Genomic DNA, 17,779 nt, shown 5'->3' on the forward strand with positions numbered 1-17,779 from the left:
TTTAAAGAACACATGTTTGAGACTCTTAAATCTGGTCAATACTTTAGATAAATTATAATCAAGGAGATGAAAAGCATGAATAAAGTGGATCTTATTGGAAGAGTTGCTACTAAAATTGAAGTTAAGGAATCTAAAAATAAGAAAAAATATGTTAGATTCAGAATAGCTGTTAATAGTTTTAATGGAAGAGAAGAAACAACGACCTTTTTAAGCGTAATTACTTGGAGTAAATCTACAGTGGATTTCTTAGAGAAATTTGTGAACATAGGAGACTTAGTCTCTGTAAGTGGAGAAATAGTAGAGAGTAGATACGAAAGTGAAAGTGGAGAAGTTAGATATTATACAAATATACAAACTTCTAATATAAATCTTCTTAATAAAGCAAAGGAAAAAGAGATTTCATAGTAAAGAAAAAAAGATATATTGTGAAAATATATCTTTTTATTTTGCTTCTAAAAGTTTTGTAAAATAATTTCTTGGAATTAATCCTTTTTTTATACCATTTATAACAGTAAGATAAGTTGCTGCTGTATCAAATCTAGCATCGTGATAGTTTCCACTACCTTGGAAATATTTATTAGCAGTTTCACTTATTTCAGAATCAGTTATATTTAAGTGTTTGATTACTTCTTCAAGTTTTGGATTTTTATAATCTCCAGTAGGTCTTAATATTTTACAAATATCTTTATAATATTTCATAGTACAAAATACGTTGTTAGGTTCAAAGAACTCTCCAAGACCTAGTAATTCATGTTTTAAGAATTTAATATCAAACTGAACGTTATGACCTATTATAAAATCTGCTTCTAAGAAGTCATTTATGAAATCAGCATAAAGATCTTCAAAGTACATTCCTTCACTTAATTCATATAATTTCTCTAAGGAAAAACCATGGATTCTTTCAGCTTCTGGTTCCATTTCATCAACTGTAAAGAATATATTTTTACCTATTGTTTTTTGAGGTTTAGTTGAAGTGTCTACAAGGATATAACTAAGCTGACATATGCTTCCAGGTTTGACTCCTGTAGTTTCTGTATCAAAAAAAAGTAATTTCATTATTTAAGGCCTCCCATATTCTAATGTCCATATAATAGTATAAACTAAAATTTTTATTAATAAAATCTAATTTAAAATTTATATATTATAGATTATAGAAATTTTGATTATAAAATATCAATATTTAAGAATTATATTGAGTATTCTTAAATATTAATATATAAACAAATGAAAATCAAGTTTGATTATTATAGCTGTATTATTCTAAAGGAGTGATTGTTTTGAAGAAAACTTATATATTAGATACCAATGTATTGCTATATTCACCAGGAGCTATATATTCATTTGAAGATAACAATGTTATTATTCCAGAGGTGGTTCTAGAGGAATTAGACAATATTAAAAAAATGAATAATGATTTAGGAGCTAATGCTAGGCATGTTGCAAGAGAATTAGATAAACTTAGATTAAGTGGGTCATTAAGCGAAGGAGTTAATTTACCTAAAGGCGGAAAGCTTAAGGTGGTTACTAACTTTTACAATACTGAAATACCAGAAGCATGGAATATAAGCAAGCCTGATAATAGAATAATACAAATTTGTAAGGCCTTAAAGGAAAAGGGAGAAGATGTTTGTTTAATAACTAAGGATATATTTGAGAGAATAAAGGCTGATACTGTTGGCATAAAATCAGAGGATTTTTATGAGGTTGTAGTTCCAGAATTTGAAGAACAATATAGTGGAAGAATGGAAGTTTACACAAGTTCTGAATGCTTAAGTAAATTCTTTAAAAATAAAGTTATGGAGAAAAAAGATTTAACTTTCTACGATGAAGAAAATAAGTGCTATGTGGAACCAAAATTAGAGATTAATCAATTTTTAATAATACACTGTAATGATAATGATAAACAAACTGCCTTAGGAAGATTTGATGGAAAAGTTATAAGACCTTTACTTTATAAAGATAACAATAATATTATGGGAATAAGTCCTAGAAATGTTGGCCAAAAATTTATGCTAGAATGTTTGAGCATGGATGCTAAAAAGGCACCTTTAGTAATTATAAAGGGGCCAGCAGGAACAGCAAAAACTTTATTTTCATTAGCTGTGGGATTACAAAAGATATTAGAAGAGGAAAGTGGACAATATAGAAGGATTTTAGTTTGTAGACCTAATGTAACAATGGATGAAGAAATAGGGTATTTGCCAGGAACTGAGCAAGAAAAAATAGCTCCATTTATGAGACCTATATATGATAATTTAGAGATTTTAATAGATTCAGATGAGAAAGAAAGATATTCAAATGAGAGGGAGCTAAATGATAAAATAGAGGAACTTTTTGAAAGAAAGATAATAACAACAGAGGCTGTGGCTTATTTAAGAGGAAGAAGTATAATAAAGAATTGGATTATAATAGATGAAGCACAAAACTTAACACCAAAGCAGGTTAAAGCAATTATAACAAGAGCTGGAGAAGGATCAAAAATAATACTAGTTGGAGATCCAGAGCAAATAGATCAAGCTTTCTTAGATTCAAGAAGTAATGGACTTTGTTATGCTTCAGAAAAGATGAAAGGAAGTCATCTTTGCTACCAAGTTACCTTAAAATATGACGAATGTGAGAGAAGTGAATTGGCTTATGAAGCTGCAAAAAGATTATAATATTTAGAATTTTAAGAGGTTTCTTACTCCTAAATAGGGAGGAAAGGAACCTCTATTTTAAATGTTTATAGAAATATATAATCTTATTTGTAGAAAAATATTCTGATATAAAAATTAAAATTAATAAATTATTAAGTTTACTGAATAATAAATTCAAGAAATTTATGGTATAATTTAAAATACAAAATAAGGAGGTCTTGATTATGCAATTTTTATTAGATGCGTTTCTTAGTATTCCAGCAATATTAATAGCTTTTTCAGTAAAAGAGTATACTCGTGCTAAAATGGCAGATAAATTAGGAGATAAATCACCAAGGTTTAAGGGGGAATTAACCTTAGATCCATTAAAGCATGTTGATATAGCTGGTGCCTTAATGATGGCTTTCTTTGGATTTGGTTGGAGTAAATCTGTAGAGATAAATAAATATGCATTTAAAAATCCAAAGAAGGATGCTCTTAAAGTTAACATAGCTGCATGGCTTTCAAACTTAGTTGTTGCCATAATTGGAGTAATACTTACAAGTTTATACTTAAGATTTTTTGGTTTAAGAGGAGATCTTTCTCAAATTATATTTTTAATGTTACAATATATAATAATATTAAATGTAAACTTCTTTGTATTTAATATATTACCACTTCCAGGACTTGATTGTTTTAGAATTTTAGAGGATCTTAAGCCTCAATTATTCTATAAGTTATCTGGAATAGTATATCAATATTATTATCCTATACTTATAGTTATAATACTTCTTGGAAGATATGTATTAGCTATACCATCTCAATTGGTTATGGCTTTTGTATATTCTATAGGTTTATTTATTTAATCATAATTTGAAATTTATAATACTTTAATTAGATTAGGTTTATAATTCGAAAATAACTCTTGATTTATAAGTTATTTTCAAATTTAATATCTAATCTAATTTTTTTTATGGAAAGATAATTGAAATAAAATGTAAAAATATGGTAATATATAGAGGGGTGAGAATATGATAAGAATGTCTAAAAAAATTAAAGTAATTTTAGCCTCTCTACTTATTGTTTGTTCTGTTTTAGTAATAAATAGTATTATAAGCAATAATGTTGTAACGACAAAGGGAGCTAGTATTGATGAAAAAGAAGTAATTAAGGAGAATGATAAAAAGGGATTTTTTAATAGGTTTAGCTTAGGAAGAAAGGTTAATATAAGTGCTGTAGGAGACATAATATTACATGATGAACAAATATGGTCTGCATATAATGAAGAAAATAAGTCCTATGATTTTATGAATAATTTTAAGTATGTAAAGAACTTCATAGAAAAAAGTGATATAGCCTATGGAACAATTGAGGGAACTTATGCTGGAGAAGAAATAGGGTATTCTGGATATCCTAATTATAATGGGCCAGATTCCATGATAGATGCCTTAAAAGATACGGGATTTGATATTATAAATGTAGCAACGGATCATTCTTTAGATAAGGGAGTAGAGGGAGCTAGTAAAACTGGAGAAAAAATAGATAAAGAGATGACTTCAATTGGGAATAAGAAGTATATTATTAAAAAAGTAAAGGGAATAGAAATAGGATTTACATCTTATACTTATGAGAGCAAAGAGGGAGAGTTAAATGGTCATAAAATTCCTGAAGATATGAATTTAAATACTTTTTCTTATAATAAATTAGATAAGGAACTAGAGGAGATGAAAGCTTTAGTAGAAGAGATGAAGAATGAAGGAGCAGAGTTTATAGTCTTTGGAATGCACTGGGGTGTAGAGTATAAAACTGAACCTAGTAAATATCAAGTAAAAATTGCTGAAGCCTTAAATGAATATGGAGTTGACTTAATATTAGGAAGTAATCCTCATGTTGTACAGCCTATAGAAGAAATAGAGGGTGAAGATGGAAATAAGACTTTAGTAGCTTATTCTTTAGGTAATTTTATATCTAATCAAAGACTAGAGACTATGGGAGATAGAAGAACAGCTGATGGTGTTATATTGAATTTAACCTTAGATAAGAGTAGAAAAGGGGTTAAAATGGAGAAATGGGATTACACTTCAACTTGGGTATATAAAATTCCAAGAGAAAATAAAAAATCAGATTATTATATATTACCAGTTGAAGAGACTTTAAATAGTGAAGAAGGAAAAAAACTAGATCAGGAAACCTTAAATCAGTTAAATAAGTCTTTAGAAGCAACTAAATCTATAGTAGAGAAATAAAGTCTATTGGAAAGTAGATTGCTTTAAGCTTAAATAAATTTAGGGATGTAAGTTAAAAAAAGTTTATGGGAGAATAATTTCCCATAAACTTTTTTATTTAGGCTTTTTCAATAACTAGATTTTTATTATAAACTTCTTCAAAGACTTTAGAACTTCTTCTAGCTTGACGAAGCTCTAATTCTAAATCATATTCAGAATAAAGTTTTAAATTAACAGTATCTTCATTAATTATCACATTAACATTTTCTACATGGCCAGTTAATCCTCTGTCTAAGCCTTCAGCAAGCTTAAGAATAACTCCTAAATACTCTACATGTTTTACATCTAATCTATTTATTATAGTTGAATATTTAGCAATTGGAGCTTGGAAAGAGTTATTTCTATGGTAAGCGGCACATAATGCACTTAATAATATTTCTTTATGAGTTAATCCACTTATATGAGAGTTTAAAATAATATAAAATGAGTGTACGTGGTGATCATAATATCTTATGCTTATACCACAATCATGAAGTAAGGAGGCTGTTTTTAATATATTCTTAAATTCATCTCCTAAATGATGAAGTGGTTTTAACCCTTCAAATAGTGAAAAAGCAAGCTTACATACATTTTGAGCATGAGGAATATTTATGTTTAAAGTATCCATAATTCCCTTTAAACTTACATCTAAAATATCATCATAAGTATGGAATTTATCTATTATATATTCATATATAAGTCCTTCTCTAAGGCCACGACCACATATTATTACTTCATTAGTATTTGTGAAGCTTAAAACTTCTTTTATTAAGTCTGTAGAAGCAACTATGACATCAGCTCTAGATGGAGAAAGTCCTTCAATTTTTTGTCTCTGACGAAGATTTTTACTTTTTAGTAGGTGAAACATCTCATCAATATCATAGTCATAAAGAACATAATTATGAACTATATCAATAGGATATCTTTTTCTACGTCTATCAATTTTTCCTAGGTTTCTGAAAGAACCTCCAACACCTATAACAGATTTAAATGAATTATCTTTAAGCCAATCTATTTTTTCAAGGTGTTCCTTAATATAATTAACACAGTTTGTATTATTTTTATATCCAATCATGTCGTTTAATTGGAATAAGGATGTTAAAGTCACATATCCAAAGGGTAGAGTAACTTCTTTATAAATTTCGTTGTTTTTTAACCAACATAAGTGAGTGTTATTTCCGTTTATATCCAAAAGAAGAGAATTATCTATATAAAGAGAATTTTTAGCTCCTAAAAAGTTATAATTAATTTCTTCTTCATTAGATAATATTCTAAGTTCTAATCCAAGTTCTTTTTTTATTATTTCTTTAAGATTAATTTTTTCATCTACATTTTTAATGCTTTCTGAACCTATAAGTATAATTTTTGATGCACCACAAGAGATGCACATAGATTTAAAAGCTTTTATAGATGAGATTGTAAGCTTAATTTTCTCTTCGTCTAAAACAGAGCAAGCGAAGAAATCAGAGCCAAGTCTTATATGCTCTTTTAATTCATCAATTATTTTAAAATATCCAGACTTCTCAACTTCAGCAAGTGTTAATCTTACAGAGTTAGAGCCTATGTCTATTACTCCTATTCTATCCATTTCTTTTCCCCTCTACTTGTTTAAAATATAATTTGATTATAATACTGATACTATAGAATTTCAAAGAAGTTTTCAATGGATATTTCAAAATAAAATATTATTCATAATAAATGAAAGATGATATTGACAGGGTTTAAGGTAAAATACTATAATAAGTTAAGAAAATATAATATAAAAAGTCTGTGAAGAGAAGAGTAATCTTTATGATTTCTTAAGCGAGTAAGGGATGGTGTAAGCCTTATAGAATAGTTTAGATGAAGAGAGCCTCTGAGATTGCATTTTAATAACTAGTATTTTTATTAAAATGTCGCTTATGCGTTAAATTATAAAGTGGGTTTTTAACCAATTAGAGTGGTACCGCGGATATATCCGTCTCTTTGTTACAAAGAGGCGGTTTTTTATATTGTAAATAAATTTATATTTTGGCAATAATGTCATTATAAGATATGTTTTAAAAAGATATAAAATAAGGAGGACAATTATGGATTACAAAAAGTTAGTTGCAGAAAGAATTAAAGAACATGTTGATCTAGAATTAGAAAACATAGAAAAACTTATAGAAATACCACCTAAGCCAGAAATGGGAGATTTTGCATTCCCTTGCTTCCAATTAGCAAAGGTTATGAGAAAAGCTCCTAATATGATAGCTGCTGAATTAGCTGAAAAGATAAATAAAGAGGGATTTGAAAGAGTAGAGTGTTTAGGACCTTACTTAAACTTCTTTGTTGATAAAGTAGCTTTCTCAAAAAATATAATAAGCAAAGTTTTAGAAGAAGGAGATAAATATGGTTCTTCTAAAATAGGAGAGGGTAAAAATGTTGTAGTTGAATATTCATCACCTAACATAGCTAAGCCTTTCCACGTTGGACATTTATTCACAACAGCTATAGGACATTCATTATATAGAATGTTAAACTTTGAAGGATATAATCCAATAAGAATAAATCACTTAGGAGACTGGGGAACTCAGTTTGGTAAGTTAATCTCAGCTTATAAAAGATGGGGAAATGAAGAAGCTTTAGAAGAGGCTCCAATAAATGAGCTTTTAAGAATATATGTTAAATTCCATGATGAAGCTGAAAATAATCCAGAACTTGAAGATGAAGGAAGAATGTACTTTAAGAAGCTTGAAGATGGAGATCAAGAAGCTGTAGCTCTATGGGAAAGATTTAAAGACTTATCTTTAAAAGAATTTAATAAGATATATGATATGTTAGGCGTAGATTTCGATTCTTGGGCTGGAGAAAGCTTTTACAATGATAAGATGGATAAAGTAGTAGAAGAATTAGAAAAGGCTAATATATTAACTGAGAGTAATGGTGCTAAGGTTGTAATGTTAGATGAATACAATATGCCACCTTGTATAGTTGTTAAATCAGATGGAGCATCAATATATGCTACAAGAGACTTAGCAGCAGCTAGTTATAGACATAAAACATATAACTTTGATAAATGTATATATGTAGTTGGTAAAGACCAAATATTACACTTTAACCAAGTATTCAAAACATTAGAATTAGCAGGTAATGAATGGGCTAAAAATTGCGTACACATTCCATTTGGATTAGTTAAGTTCGCAGATAGAAAGCTTTCAACAAGAAAAGGTAATGTAGTTTTACTTGAAGATTTATTAAACGAAGCTATAGATAAAACAAGAGAAACTATAGAAGAAAAGAACCCACAATTAGAAAATAAAGAGGAAGTAGCTAAGAAAATAGGTATAGGAGCTATATTATTTACTTACTTAAAGAACTCAAGAGAAAGAGATATAGTTTTTGATTGGAAAGAGATGTTAAGCTTTGATGGAGAAACTGGTCCATATGTTCAATACTCATATGCAAGAGCTAAGAGTATATTAAGAAAAGCTGAGGAACAAAAAATAACAGCTGAGCCAGATTTCACAAAGTTAACTTCAAAAGAAGAGTTTGAATTAGCTAAAACTCTAGAAGGATTACAAAAGGCTGTAATTTTAGGAATAGATAAGTTAGAACCTTCAGTTGTAACTAGATATTCAATAGAAGTAGCTAAGGCTTTCAATAAATTCTACAATAATCATACAGTTTTAAATGTAGAAGATGAAGGATTAAAGGCTGCAAGACTTGAGCTTATAAAAGCTACTGCTCAAGTTATTAAAAATGCTTTATTCTTAATAGGAATAGATGTAGTTGAAAAAATGTAATTTATAATAAAAAATAACCAATTCCATTTGGAATTGGTTATTTTTTTACTTCTTATTATCTTTTCTACTAGGACAACTTCCTTTTGAAGCACATCCACTGCAACCGCTACATTGTCCTTTAGATGATTTTTTGAAGTTTTTGTATAATATAAACACAACAGCTATTACGATTAAAGCTGTAATAAGAATTTCCATTTAAAACACCTTCTTTAAAAGATTAATAAACCGATATGATAAATTATGAAGGCACTTATCCAAGCAACTAGGAACTGGAATATTACTGATAAAATTGTGAACTTACCACCATATTCTTTTTTCATAACCCCTACAACACTTATACATGGTGTATAAAGTAATACAAATACCATGAATGAGTAAGATGAAAGTGCTGTAAAGAATTGAGGTAACATATGAGTTAAATCACCTTTATAAATAACTTCCATTGTTGATATTATAGTTTCTTTAGCCATTAAACCAGTTAATAATGAAACTGAAGCTTGCCAATCTCCAAATCCTAATGGAGCAAATATTGGAGCTATAAATGAACCTATGTTATATAAGAAACTATGAGTTATATCCTCAACCATTCCAGTAAAGTTAAAGCTTTGAAGGAACCAAATAACAACACTCATTGCAAAGATAATAGTTCCAGCTTTCTTTAAGAAGCTCTTTGATTTATCCCAAAGTTGAGCTAATACAGATCTAACTTCTGGTACTTTATATTCAGGAAGTTCTATAATGAATGGTTCTTCATCTTTCTTGAATAAAGTATTTTTAAATACTAAGCCTAATATGAAAGCTACTAATATACCTAATATGTATAAAGATGCAACAACCATAGATGCATTATCTGGAAAGAATAATCCAGCAAATATTACATATACAGGTAGTCTAGCATTACATGACATAAATGGTGCTAAAAGAGCAGTAAGTTTTCTATCCTTTTCGCTTTCTAAAGTTCTAGCTGACATAATAGCAGGAACTGTACATCCAAATCCTGTTATCATAGGAAGGAAAGCCTTTCCTGAAAGTCCTATTTTTCTCATGAACTTATCCATTAAGAAAGCAACTCTAGCCATATATCCACTGTCTTCTAATATTGCTATACATAAGAATAAAGCTAATATTATTGGTAATAAGACTATAATTCCACCTACACCGGCTACGATACCATCAACAAGTAATGATTGGAACCATGGAGCCGTACCTGATAATAGATCACTTAAGTATGGCATGAAAGTATCACCTAAGAATCCATCTAAAGCGTCTGAAATAGGTTGTCCAACCCATGAGAATGTAAATTGAAATACAAAGTACATAAGTGCTATAAATAATGGGTATGCAAGCCATGGGTTTAAAAATATTTTATCTAACTTATCTGTTAAAGTAGTTGAAGAATTACCTGATCTATTAAAGCAGTCTGATAATTTATCTTCAATAAATTTATAAGTATGAGCCTCATCCTTAAATGAGTAAGTATTTTTATCTAAATATTTTTCGAAATTACCTTTATTTAAGAATTCTTTAACCTCATCTAAGCCTTCTTTTTTAGATGCTGTTATAGGAATTACTTTAAGATTAAAAGCCTTTTCTAATTTTTTAGGATCAATTTTGATTCCTTTTTTCTCAGCGATGTCATTCATGTTAAGAAGCAATACTATTGGCTTCTTAAAGTCCTTAAGTTGCATAGTTAAATATAGATTTCTATCTAGGTTAGAAGCATCTACTATATTTAATATTAAATCAACATCTCCAGATTCTAAGAATTTCTTAGATACTTTTTCTTCGTTTGAGAAGGTATCTAAAGCATATATACCAGGTAAATCCACTATTTTGTTAGAGTTGAAAAGTCCTTCCTTTTTATCAACTGTAACACCTGGCCAGTTTCCTACATGTTGGTTAGACCCTGTTAAGGCATTAAAAAGAGTAGTTTTACCAACATTAGGATTACCGAGTAAGGCTATTGTTGTCATTAGTTTTCCCCCTAATTAAATTATTCTATTTTATTTATTATTTTAAAATTATATTTTTAGCATCTTTCTTTCTGATTGCTAAATCAAATCCTCTTAAATTTACTATTAATGGATCGCCAAGTGGAGCCACTCTTTTAAGTTTAACTTCTGTTCCTTCTATGCATCCTAAAGCAAGAAGTCTTTTAGCTAAACCATCGTGTCCGCATATTTTATCTACAATACCAGCTTGGCCTATTTTTAAATCATATATACTCATCTTAAGCACCTCACTAATGAAAATCATTATCAAATTCATCTAAATTATATCAAGTTACCTGGAATTTGTCAATTGATAAATTCTATTAATTAAAAATTTAATTAATATTTATTAATACTTAACGAAATAATGATATAATGATATAATATTTTTGTTATAAGTTTATATAAGAAAAGAGTGATAGAGTGATCATAAAAGAGCATGAAATAGATATAAATGATTTAGATCTTAGTAATGCCCTATCTTTTAATGAAAATTATGATATATATAAACAGGCTGTATATTTTGATTTAGAACACTATGTATATAAGAAACCAAAGTGCATAGGAGTTTTTGGTGCTGGATATTTTGATGAAGAGAAATCAAAATTCATTACTACTCAGTACATGATAGAGCATAAGGGAGAAGTGAGAGATATTCTTTACTTAGCAAAGAAATATTTTATAATGGTTGCAGCAGAGAAGAAGAAGAAATACATAGTAACTTTTTCTGGAAATAATGACTTTACAGTTATAAATTATTTGTTTGATAAATATGGGATAAACTTTGATTTTAATAATTACTTTAGATCTGTGGATATACAGAAAATTTATGAGCATACTTTTAAGCAAGGGATAGGTCTTAAAGCTTTGGAAAAGAAATTTGGAATTGAAAGAGAAGGTGATGTTCTTTCAGGATCAAATTTAGCAAAAACATTCCATAAGGTTTTAAAGGATAAAGATTATTTTCAAAGAATGCCAAAAGAAAAAGTTGAAAAGATACTTGTCTATAATGAGCAAGATGTTGTAAATTTATTTTACATATTATTAAGTTGGAAAAAGATATTAGTTAATTTAGAAGATAGTGAAAGTAAAGAAAGTAAAAATTAATAGTTTATTATAGTAAATAAAACTATAAAAACTAAAGGCACCAATTATTGGTGCCTTTAGTTTTTATGCTTTTTTATAGATTTTCCATCAGAGGTTAAAATAATAGTTCCATCTTCATCTGTTCTAAAAACCTTAGTTTTATAGGAAGATAATTTTTTTAGGGTTTCTTTTGCTGGATGTCCATATGAATTATCTAGCCCTGAAGAAATTACAGCTATTTTAGGAGAAACTTCTTTTAAAAAGGAATCTGTTGAAGAAGTTGTACTTCCATGATGTCCTACCTTTAACACATCTGACTTTAAATTTTCATTTGATTTAACTGCTTCCATTTCTGCTTGAGTCTCTGCATCTCCAGTAAACAAAAAGGAGGTTTCACCATAATATATCTTAAGGATAGGTGAGTAGTTATTTATGTTTTCATACTCTTTATTAGAAGGAGAATAGACTTCTATTTTAGTGTTCTCACCTAAATCTATAGGAAGAGATTTTGATTTAGATAGGGTATTTATATTAATATCCTTTTCTTTTAGTGCAGTTACCATGCCTTTAAATACATCAGTATTTTCTGTAACTTTTGGTGCACAAAAATAGTCTACATCAAATTTTTTAATAATAGATTCCATACCGCCAATATGATCTGCATGGGGATGAGTGGCTATTATAAAATCAAGCTTTTTAATTCCAAGGTTTTTTAAATATTTCACTAGAGAATTAGTAGATTCGGGAGTACCTGCGTCTATTAAAAGATTTTTACCATTACTTTGAATTAAAGCAGAATCTCCCTGTCCTACATCTATATAATGTACTGTAAAATTTTCATTTGGAATTGAATATGAAGTAGAATATAAAAATATTGATGTTAATAGTATAAATATTAAAAATAAACTAACTTTTTTAGAGGTGATTTTCAATTAAAAAACTCCTTTGAAAATAATTAATCATATAATGGATTATTAACAGATAATTAAAGGAATAAACTTTAATTTGTAAATTTTATAATTACAATTAAAATAAATAATGAAAGATTTTGGAAAGATACAACTTTAGTGATATAATTAAATTGGAGATATTCATCTTTAAACTTGTAAAAAGTAAAAGGGGGCTTAATAATGAGAAAAGAATTTTGCTTAAAGCATGGAAAAGTAACTATGAACTTTACTGCAAAGTATTGTGATAGTTTTGAATCCATAATAAATAGCGAAGGGTTTAGAAAAGTTTTAGAAACTTATTTGAAAAAAACTAAAAATAAGAAGAGTCATAATTTTAGATTCTTAAGTGAAGCCATAGGTACTGAAGATATAAAGGTTATATCTAGGTACTTAATAAGTACATTAAAACTATTATCTATGATGGGGGCTGATGAGGTACTAGTTGTTAATGATGCTTTTGAAGGTTTACTTGAGGATAAGAAATCTTTTGCTAATATTATAGATGATGTTTATTCATTCTGGAGAAAGTTAGAAAGATACACTGTTATCCAAAATAATAAAGTAAAAGATGGTATTGCAGCAGTTGGATTTGTAGATGCTAATAAAAGTTTTAATGATTTAATTTTAAGATTTTATAGAAGACTTCAAAAGAATCTATTAGGAAGTATGCCTAACATACTTAGACAGGTTTCTGCTGGTGGAAATGCAAGTATTATGGTAAGTAATTTAATATGGCCAAGTCCAAGAGAATATTCCATACTAGATCATATTCCATTTATAGATGCAATATCCTTAGAAGCACCATTTATAACTTATCCAAGTAAGAATACTAGGGATGGTATATTCTTAGAAACAAGTGAAAATCCCTTAAGTGGATCTCATATAAATAGTGAAGAATGGTTTTGTTATCCTGCTAAGGTAGGGGAATTATTAGCATATGTATATTTTCATAGAGATTTTATGTCTCATGGAATAAGTTTATGTAATTTGTTTGATTTAGCAACTGTAGAGGAATGTAGAGGGGTAAAACCAGATATTATTTATGTTTTCGGAGCTAAGGATGATGATGATGAATTAAAAACTTGTTTCTATGATGATGAGAAAAATAATATAATGCTAGGGTATGCTAATTATAGTGAAGAAATAGATTACTTTGGATATATGAAAAAAATGATATTAACTCTTCACAATATAATAATGATAAAAAGAGGATATATGCCTATTCATGGAGCTATGGTCAACGTGGTTCTTAAAAATGGAAAAGAAGCTAATATTGTAATAATGGGTGATAGTGGAGCAGGAAAATCTGAAAGTTTAGAAGCCTTTAGAGCCTTGAGTGAAGAATATATAAGCGATATGACCATAATTTTTGATGACATGGGTGTATTTAAAAATGTAGATGGCATAATTAAGGGGTATGGAACTGAAATAGGAGCCTTTGTAAGACTTGATGACTTAGATCAAGGGTATGCTTTTAAGGAAATTGATAGAAGTATATTTATGAATCCTGATAAGATAAATGCTAGACTTCTTATGCCAGTATGTAAGTATGACGATATAATAAGGGGATATGATGTAGATCTTTTCCTTTATGCTAATAATTATGATGGAGTAGATGAGGGAGAAAAATCTATTGAATATTTTAATAATCCAGAGGAAGCTAAGAAAATTTTTAAAGCTGGTGCTAGAATGGCAAAGGGAACAACTACTGAAAATGGCTTAGTGGAATCATATTTTGCTAATCCTTTTGGACCAGTGCAAAAGAAAGAAGAAATGGATTTAATAATAGATAAATATTTTGAAGATATGTTTAATAATAAAGTGAAAGTTGGACAAATAAAAACTTGTTTAGGAGTTTTAGGTTTTGAAAAGGAAGGACCTAAAAAAGCAGCCATAGAACTTTTTGATATAATTGAAAAAATGTAAAAGCTAAGTCCCTATTAGAGATTTCTAATAGGGATTTAGCTTTATTTTTATTCTTTTATACGATTGAAATAACCGTAGAATGATAAGCAGTATAATCCTGCTAATCCTACTAATACATAGATTGTTCTACTCCAAATAGAAGCTATTCCAAAGATTGAGTCTACTAAATTAAAATTCATAATACCAATTAGACCCCAATTTAGAGCACCTATTATTACTAAAGTAAGAGCAATAATATTTAATGTTTTCATTGTTAACACATCCTTTTCTAAGATATGTTAATATTATTAGTAGAAATTTGTATTTTATTCATAGTTAAAAATATAAAAAAAGAAATAGCTTAAGCTATTTCTTTTTTTAAAGGGTTATATTTCTATCTATTGGTTGAGATAGAGATATAAATGTATCAGTTCCGCTTATTCCTTCAATATGATTAATTTTGTTCATTAAAATATCTTGAAGATCTGATATGCTCTTGCAAATAACCTTAGCAAAAATAGCATAACCCCCAGTTATTAAATGAATTTCAACTACTTCTTTAATTTTTGAAAGTTCATCAAAAACATGAGTGTATGATGAAGTTGAGTTAACATGAATACCAACGAAGCATGTAACATCATAGCCTAATTTAGGTAAATTTAAAAGTATTCTAGTACCTTTTATAATTCCTAAGTCTTCCATCTTTTTCATTCTAACATGGATTGTACCACCTGAAACATGGCATATTCTTGCTATCTCTAAGTAAGGAGTTCTGCAATCTTTAATTAGGATATCTAAAATTTGTAAATCTAATTCATCTAAATGAGTTGATGTGTTTATTAAAGACATAGTATCACCTCTTTAAAATTTGAATAAAATGATAATTCTATTTTATCAAATTTTTTATAGAAATACTATATATACTTTTGAAAATAACAAATATATTTTTATTAATTTAACACATTAATAAAAATGATATTATAAATGTTAATTTTATAAGAACAACTTTAAAAATTAAAAACTTGAAAATGTTTTTCTTTTAGACTAATATATTATATAAGGAGTATTATGCAAGGAGGCAAAACTATGGGAATATTTGTATTAATTTTACAAATAATACTTTTAGCAGTAGTGATTTTCGGGGGATTTTCATTATTAAGTAGATTTGTATTTAACAAAGTTAAAATTAATAAATGGATAATTTTAGCTGCAGCAATAATAATCTTCCTTATTCCTACGTTCATCCCTATGAATCAATGGATTGTGTTAGCAATTTCTGCAGTAGCAACTATATTATTCTTATGGTTCTTAGATATTCTTAGAAATGGATATCCAAAGCTTAAAAAAGAGAAAAAAGTTGTTATTAAACCAAAGGCAAAACCAAATAGAGTTAAACATAATAAGGATTCAAAAAAATAAACTCCATTATTAATGGAGTTTGTTTTTTTATTCATAATTAACAAAGATGGGAGAGGACATGGCCTCTTTATTGTTATTTAAATAAACTTTAGCTACAAACCAAGTTTCATTTAAAGAAACTTCCTTTTCAAAAATATATTTAACATTATGCAAATCTATATCTTTAATTTCTTTAATGATTTTTCCCTGGTTAGTTAAAAATTGAACTTTAGATATTTTGTTTATATGATCTTCAACTTGTAAATAGAGGCTAATTTTTGAGGAGGAATCTACAGTTATTGTTCCACCCATAAAGGTTGAATTTAAAGAAAATAGCATTTTTAAAGTTTTAGATTCCGTTGAAAATATATGTCTATTTTTAAATGCATCAAGTAAGGAGTTTTTATTTAATTTATGTGAAATTACGCAGGTTAAATTTTCACTATCTCCTTGATTTAATTTGTGATTGTCTTGGGAATTTATAGCTCCTATTTTAAATCCCTTATCTAAAAGGGAGAAAAATTGAGAGTCATATCTTGTATAATTACTAGGTGGGATTCCATTTCCAACCTCTATAGAACATAAAAGTTTATCTAAAATAGGAGTGAATTCAATTTTTTTAGCTATGGAATTTTTAGGATGATTAATACTAAGTAAGGCTGTGTGATCATTAATGAGCCAAAGTAATAGATATTTAATGTCTGGAATTATTCCAGTAAAAAATGTATTAGGACATAGGATGTTTAAGTGACCTAAGGTTGTTGATTTAGCTTCAAAACCACATAAGGCTAAAAAATCAGAATGTTTTTTATTAAATTTATTTATACATTTATTTAAATACTCCCATTTTGAAATTTCTTTATTTTTTTCTTTGATAGTTTCACTTAAATATTTATTATGATCAGTAATTATTAGAAAATCTAATCCATTAGAGCGAGCATGTTCTAAGGATTCATAAGGATTACTTTTTCCTGTTGATAAGGATGTATGGGAATGGGGAATTCCATAATAAAATTTAAGCTTATCAAAGAGTATAGATTTTTTATCCATTAATACCTCTTTATAAATATTAGTATAGTATATAATATTTATAATATTTAGATTAAATGTGTTTTATTTATTATTTTTATATATGATTTTTTAAGTATATAATGTTAAGTACATTTAAACTAAAGTATCTTAATTTTTATTAGGGAAATCTTTAAAATAGAAAAGATTAAATTAAGCATACAAAAGCATAAGTAGACATATTCTACTTTCATATGATAAAATTACAAGAATGACTAAGAGGTGATCATATGTTAATTGAAATTAGAGGAAAGAAGCCTGAAATAGGGGAAAAAACATTTATAGCTCACAGTAGTGATATCATTGGTGATGTTACTATAGGAAGAGATTGTGGAATTTGGTTTGGATCTGTAATAAGAGGAGACGATAATTTAATTAAAATAGGAAATGAAACCAATGTACAAGATAATGCAGTATTACATGTTGATAAGGAGCATACTATTGAAATTGGGAGTGGTGTTACTATAGGACATGGTGCTATAATACATGGGTGTAAGATAGAGGATGAATGCTTAATTGGTATGGGAGCAATAATACTAAATGGAGCAAAAATAGGAAAAAATACTATGATTGCTGCTGGAACTTTAGTAAGTCAAAACAAGGAAATACCAGAGGGTGTATTAGTCATGGGAGTTCCAGGAAAGGTTGTTAGAAAACTTACTGAGGATGAAATTGAAAGTATAAAAAATTCAAGAAGAGAATATGTAAAGATGAAAAATCTTTATATTAAATAAA

At 27.9% G+C, this 17,779-nt stretch carries 18 protein-coding genes and 1 other annotated feature; of the genes, 9 read left to right on the forward strand and 9 right to left on the reverse strand.

From position 1 onward, the window contains the following. Positions 1-75 precede the first annotated feature (75 nt). Positions 76-405 carry a single-stranded DNA-binding protein gene (locus I6G60_RS07005; protein ID WP_003459777.1) on the forward strand — a complete coding sequence of 110 codons (330 nt, stop codon included), beginning with the start codon at positions 76-78 and terminating at the stop codon, positions 403-405. 36 nt (positions 406-441) lie between these two features. Here the strand turns inward: I6G60_RS07005 and I6G60_RS07010 are convergent, their stop codons facing one another. Further along, complete coding sequence (locus tag I6G60_RS07010; protein WP_003459802.1) at positions 442-1,056, reverse strand: 3'-5' exonuclease; 615 nt, start codon at positions 1,054-1,056, stop codon at positions 442-444. Between the two features lie 221 nt (positions 1,057-1,277). Here I6G60_RS07010 and I6G60_RS07015 point away from each other — a divergent pair, with 221 nt between their 5' ends. The 3 genes from I6G60_RS07015 (at position 1,278) to I6G60_RS07025 (ending at position 4,861) form a co-directional block, all read left to right on the forward strand. Then, entirely contained in the window at positions 1,278-2,657 is a 1,380-nt protein-coding gene (locus I6G60_RS07015) for a PhoH family protein (protein ID WP_003459766.1), read from the forward strand. Positions 2,658-2,860: 203 nt separating this feature from the next. Next, positions 2,861-3,481 carry a site-2 protease family protein gene (locus I6G60_RS07020; protein ID WP_003459807.1) on the forward strand — a complete coding sequence of 207 codons (621 nt, stop codon included), beginning with the start codon at positions 2,861-2,863 and terminating at the stop codon, positions 3,479-3,481. A gap of 165 nt (positions 3,482-3,646) precedes the next feature. After that, a complete protein-coding gene (locus I6G60_RS07025) occupies positions 3,647-4,861 on the forward strand; it encodes a CapA family protein (RefSeq protein ID WP_197925671.1) in 1,215 nt (404 codons plus the stop codon). Between the two features lie 97 nt (positions 4,862-4,958). Here I6G60_RS07025 and I6G60_RS07030 read toward each other — a convergent pair whose 3' ends face one another. Then, positions 4,959-6,467: a Ppx/GppA phosphatase family protein gene (locus I6G60_RS07030; protein WP_197925673.1), complete on the reverse strand. Its 1,509-nt coding sequence runs from the start codon at positions 6,465-6,467 to the stop codon at positions 4,959-4,961. 173 nt (positions 6,468-6,640) lie between these two features. After that, positions 6,641-6,847 (forward strand) — a binding site (T-box leader). A gap of 101 nt (positions 6,848-6,948) precedes the next feature. Between I6G60_RS07030 and argS the strand changes: the two genes are divergently transcribed. After that, positions 6,949-8,646 (forward strand): arginine--tRNA ligase, encoded by a 1,698-nt coding sequence (gene argS, locus I6G60_RS07035; RefSeq protein WP_011010560.1) that lies wholly within the window; start codon positions 6,949-6,951, stop codon positions 8,644-8,646. Positions 8,647-8,691: 45 nt separating this feature from the next. On the opposite strand, the gene I6G60_RS07040 is transcribed toward argS, so the two are convergent. The 3 genes from I6G60_RS07040 to I6G60_RS07050 are packed head-to-tail and all read right to left on the reverse strand — an operon-like array spanning position 8,692 to position 10,875. Beyond that, positions 8,692-8,841 carry a FeoB-associated Cys-rich membrane protein gene (locus I6G60_RS07040; RefSeq protein WP_003459783.1) on the reverse strand — a complete coding sequence of 50 codons (150 nt, stop codon included), beginning with the start codon at positions 8,839-8,841 and terminating at the stop codon, positions 8,692-8,694. Positions 8,842-8,855: 14 nt separating this feature from the next. Further along, entirely contained in the window at positions 8,856-10,619 is a 1,764-nt protein-coding gene (gene feoB / locus I6G60_RS07045) for a ferrous iron transport protein B (protein WP_168971193.1), read from the reverse strand. Between the two features lie 37 nt (positions 10,620-10,656). Beyond that, positions 10,657-10,875: a FeoA family protein gene (locus I6G60_RS07050; protein WP_003449499.1), complete on the reverse strand. Its 219-nt coding sequence runs from the start codon at positions 10,873-10,875 to the stop codon at positions 10,657-10,659. Positions 10,876-11,060: 185 nt separating this feature from the next. On the opposite strand from I6G60_RS07050, the gene I6G60_RS07055 reads away from it, so the two are divergent. Further along, positions 11,061-11,744, forward strand: a complete 684-nt coding sequence (locus I6G60_RS07055; protein ID WP_011592568.1) for a ribonuclease H-like domain-containing protein — start codon at positions 11,061-11,063, stop codon at positions 11,742-11,744. 56 nt (positions 11,745-11,800) lie between these two features. Here I6G60_RS07055 and I6G60_RS07060 read toward each other — a convergent pair whose 3' ends face one another. Continuing rightward, positions 11,801-12,655 (reverse strand): ComEC/Rec2 family competence protein, encoded by an 855-nt coding sequence (locus tag I6G60_RS07060; RefSeq protein ID WP_011010557.1) that lies wholly within the window; start codon positions 12,653-12,655, stop codon positions 11,801-11,803. Positions 12,656-12,853: 198 nt separating this feature from the next. On the opposite strand from I6G60_RS07060, the gene I6G60_RS07065 reads away from it, so the two are divergent. Continuing rightward, positions 12,854-14,599 carry a phosphoenolpyruvate carboxykinase gene (locus I6G60_RS07065; RefSeq protein ID WP_003468050.1) on the forward strand — a complete coding sequence of 582 codons (1,746 nt, stop codon included), beginning with the start codon at positions 12,854-12,856 and terminating at the stop codon, positions 14,597-14,599. Positions 14,600-14,646: 47 nt separating this feature from the next. On the opposite strand, the gene I6G60_RS07070 is transcribed toward I6G60_RS07065, so the two are convergent. Together I6G60_RS07070 and I6G60_RS07075 are read right to left on the reverse strand one after the other, a co-directional pair. Next, a complete protein-coding gene (locus I6G60_RS07070; protein ID WP_003459798.1) occupies positions 14,647-14,850 on the reverse strand; it encodes a DUF378 domain-containing protein in 204 nt (67 codons plus the stop codon). 106 nt (positions 14,851-14,956) lie between these two features. Next, complete coding sequence (locus I6G60_RS07075) at positions 14,957-15,427, reverse strand: Lrp/AsnC ligand binding domain-containing protein (RefSeq protein WP_003449697.1); 471 nt, start codon at positions 15,425-15,427, stop codon at positions 14,957-14,959. A gap of 237 nt (positions 15,428-15,664) precedes the next feature. On the opposite strand from I6G60_RS07075, the gene I6G60_RS07080 reads away from it, so the two are divergent. Then, positions 15,665-15,997, forward strand: coding sequence for a hypothetical protein (locus tag I6G60_RS07080; protein WP_011590927.1), 333 nt, complete (start codon positions 15,665-15,667; stop codon positions 15,995-15,997). 27 nt (positions 15,998-16,024) lie between these two features. On the opposite strand, the gene I6G60_RS07085 is transcribed toward I6G60_RS07080, so the two are convergent. Continuing rightward, positions 16,025-17,026: a CehA/McbA family metallohydrolase gene (locus I6G60_RS07085; protein WP_003475414.1), complete on the reverse strand. Its 1,002-nt coding sequence runs from the start codon at positions 17,024-17,026 to the stop codon at positions 16,025-16,027. 248 nt (positions 17,027-17,274) lie between these two features. Here I6G60_RS07085 and I6G60_RS07090 point away from each other — a divergent pair, with 248 nt between their 5' ends. Continuing rightward, on the forward strand, positions 17,275-17,778 hold the full coding sequence (locus tag I6G60_RS07090) for a gamma carbonic anhydrase family protein (protein ID WP_003449781.1): 504 nt from the start codon (positions 17,275-17,277) through the stop codon (positions 17,776-17,778). The last annotated feature ends 1 nt before the right edge of the window (position 17,779 follow it).

The organism is Clostridium perfringens, assembly GCF_016027375.1.
In the GTDB taxonomy this organism is placed as follows: Bacteria; Bacillota; Clostridia; order Clostridiales; family Clostridiaceae; genus Sarcina; species Sarcina perfringens.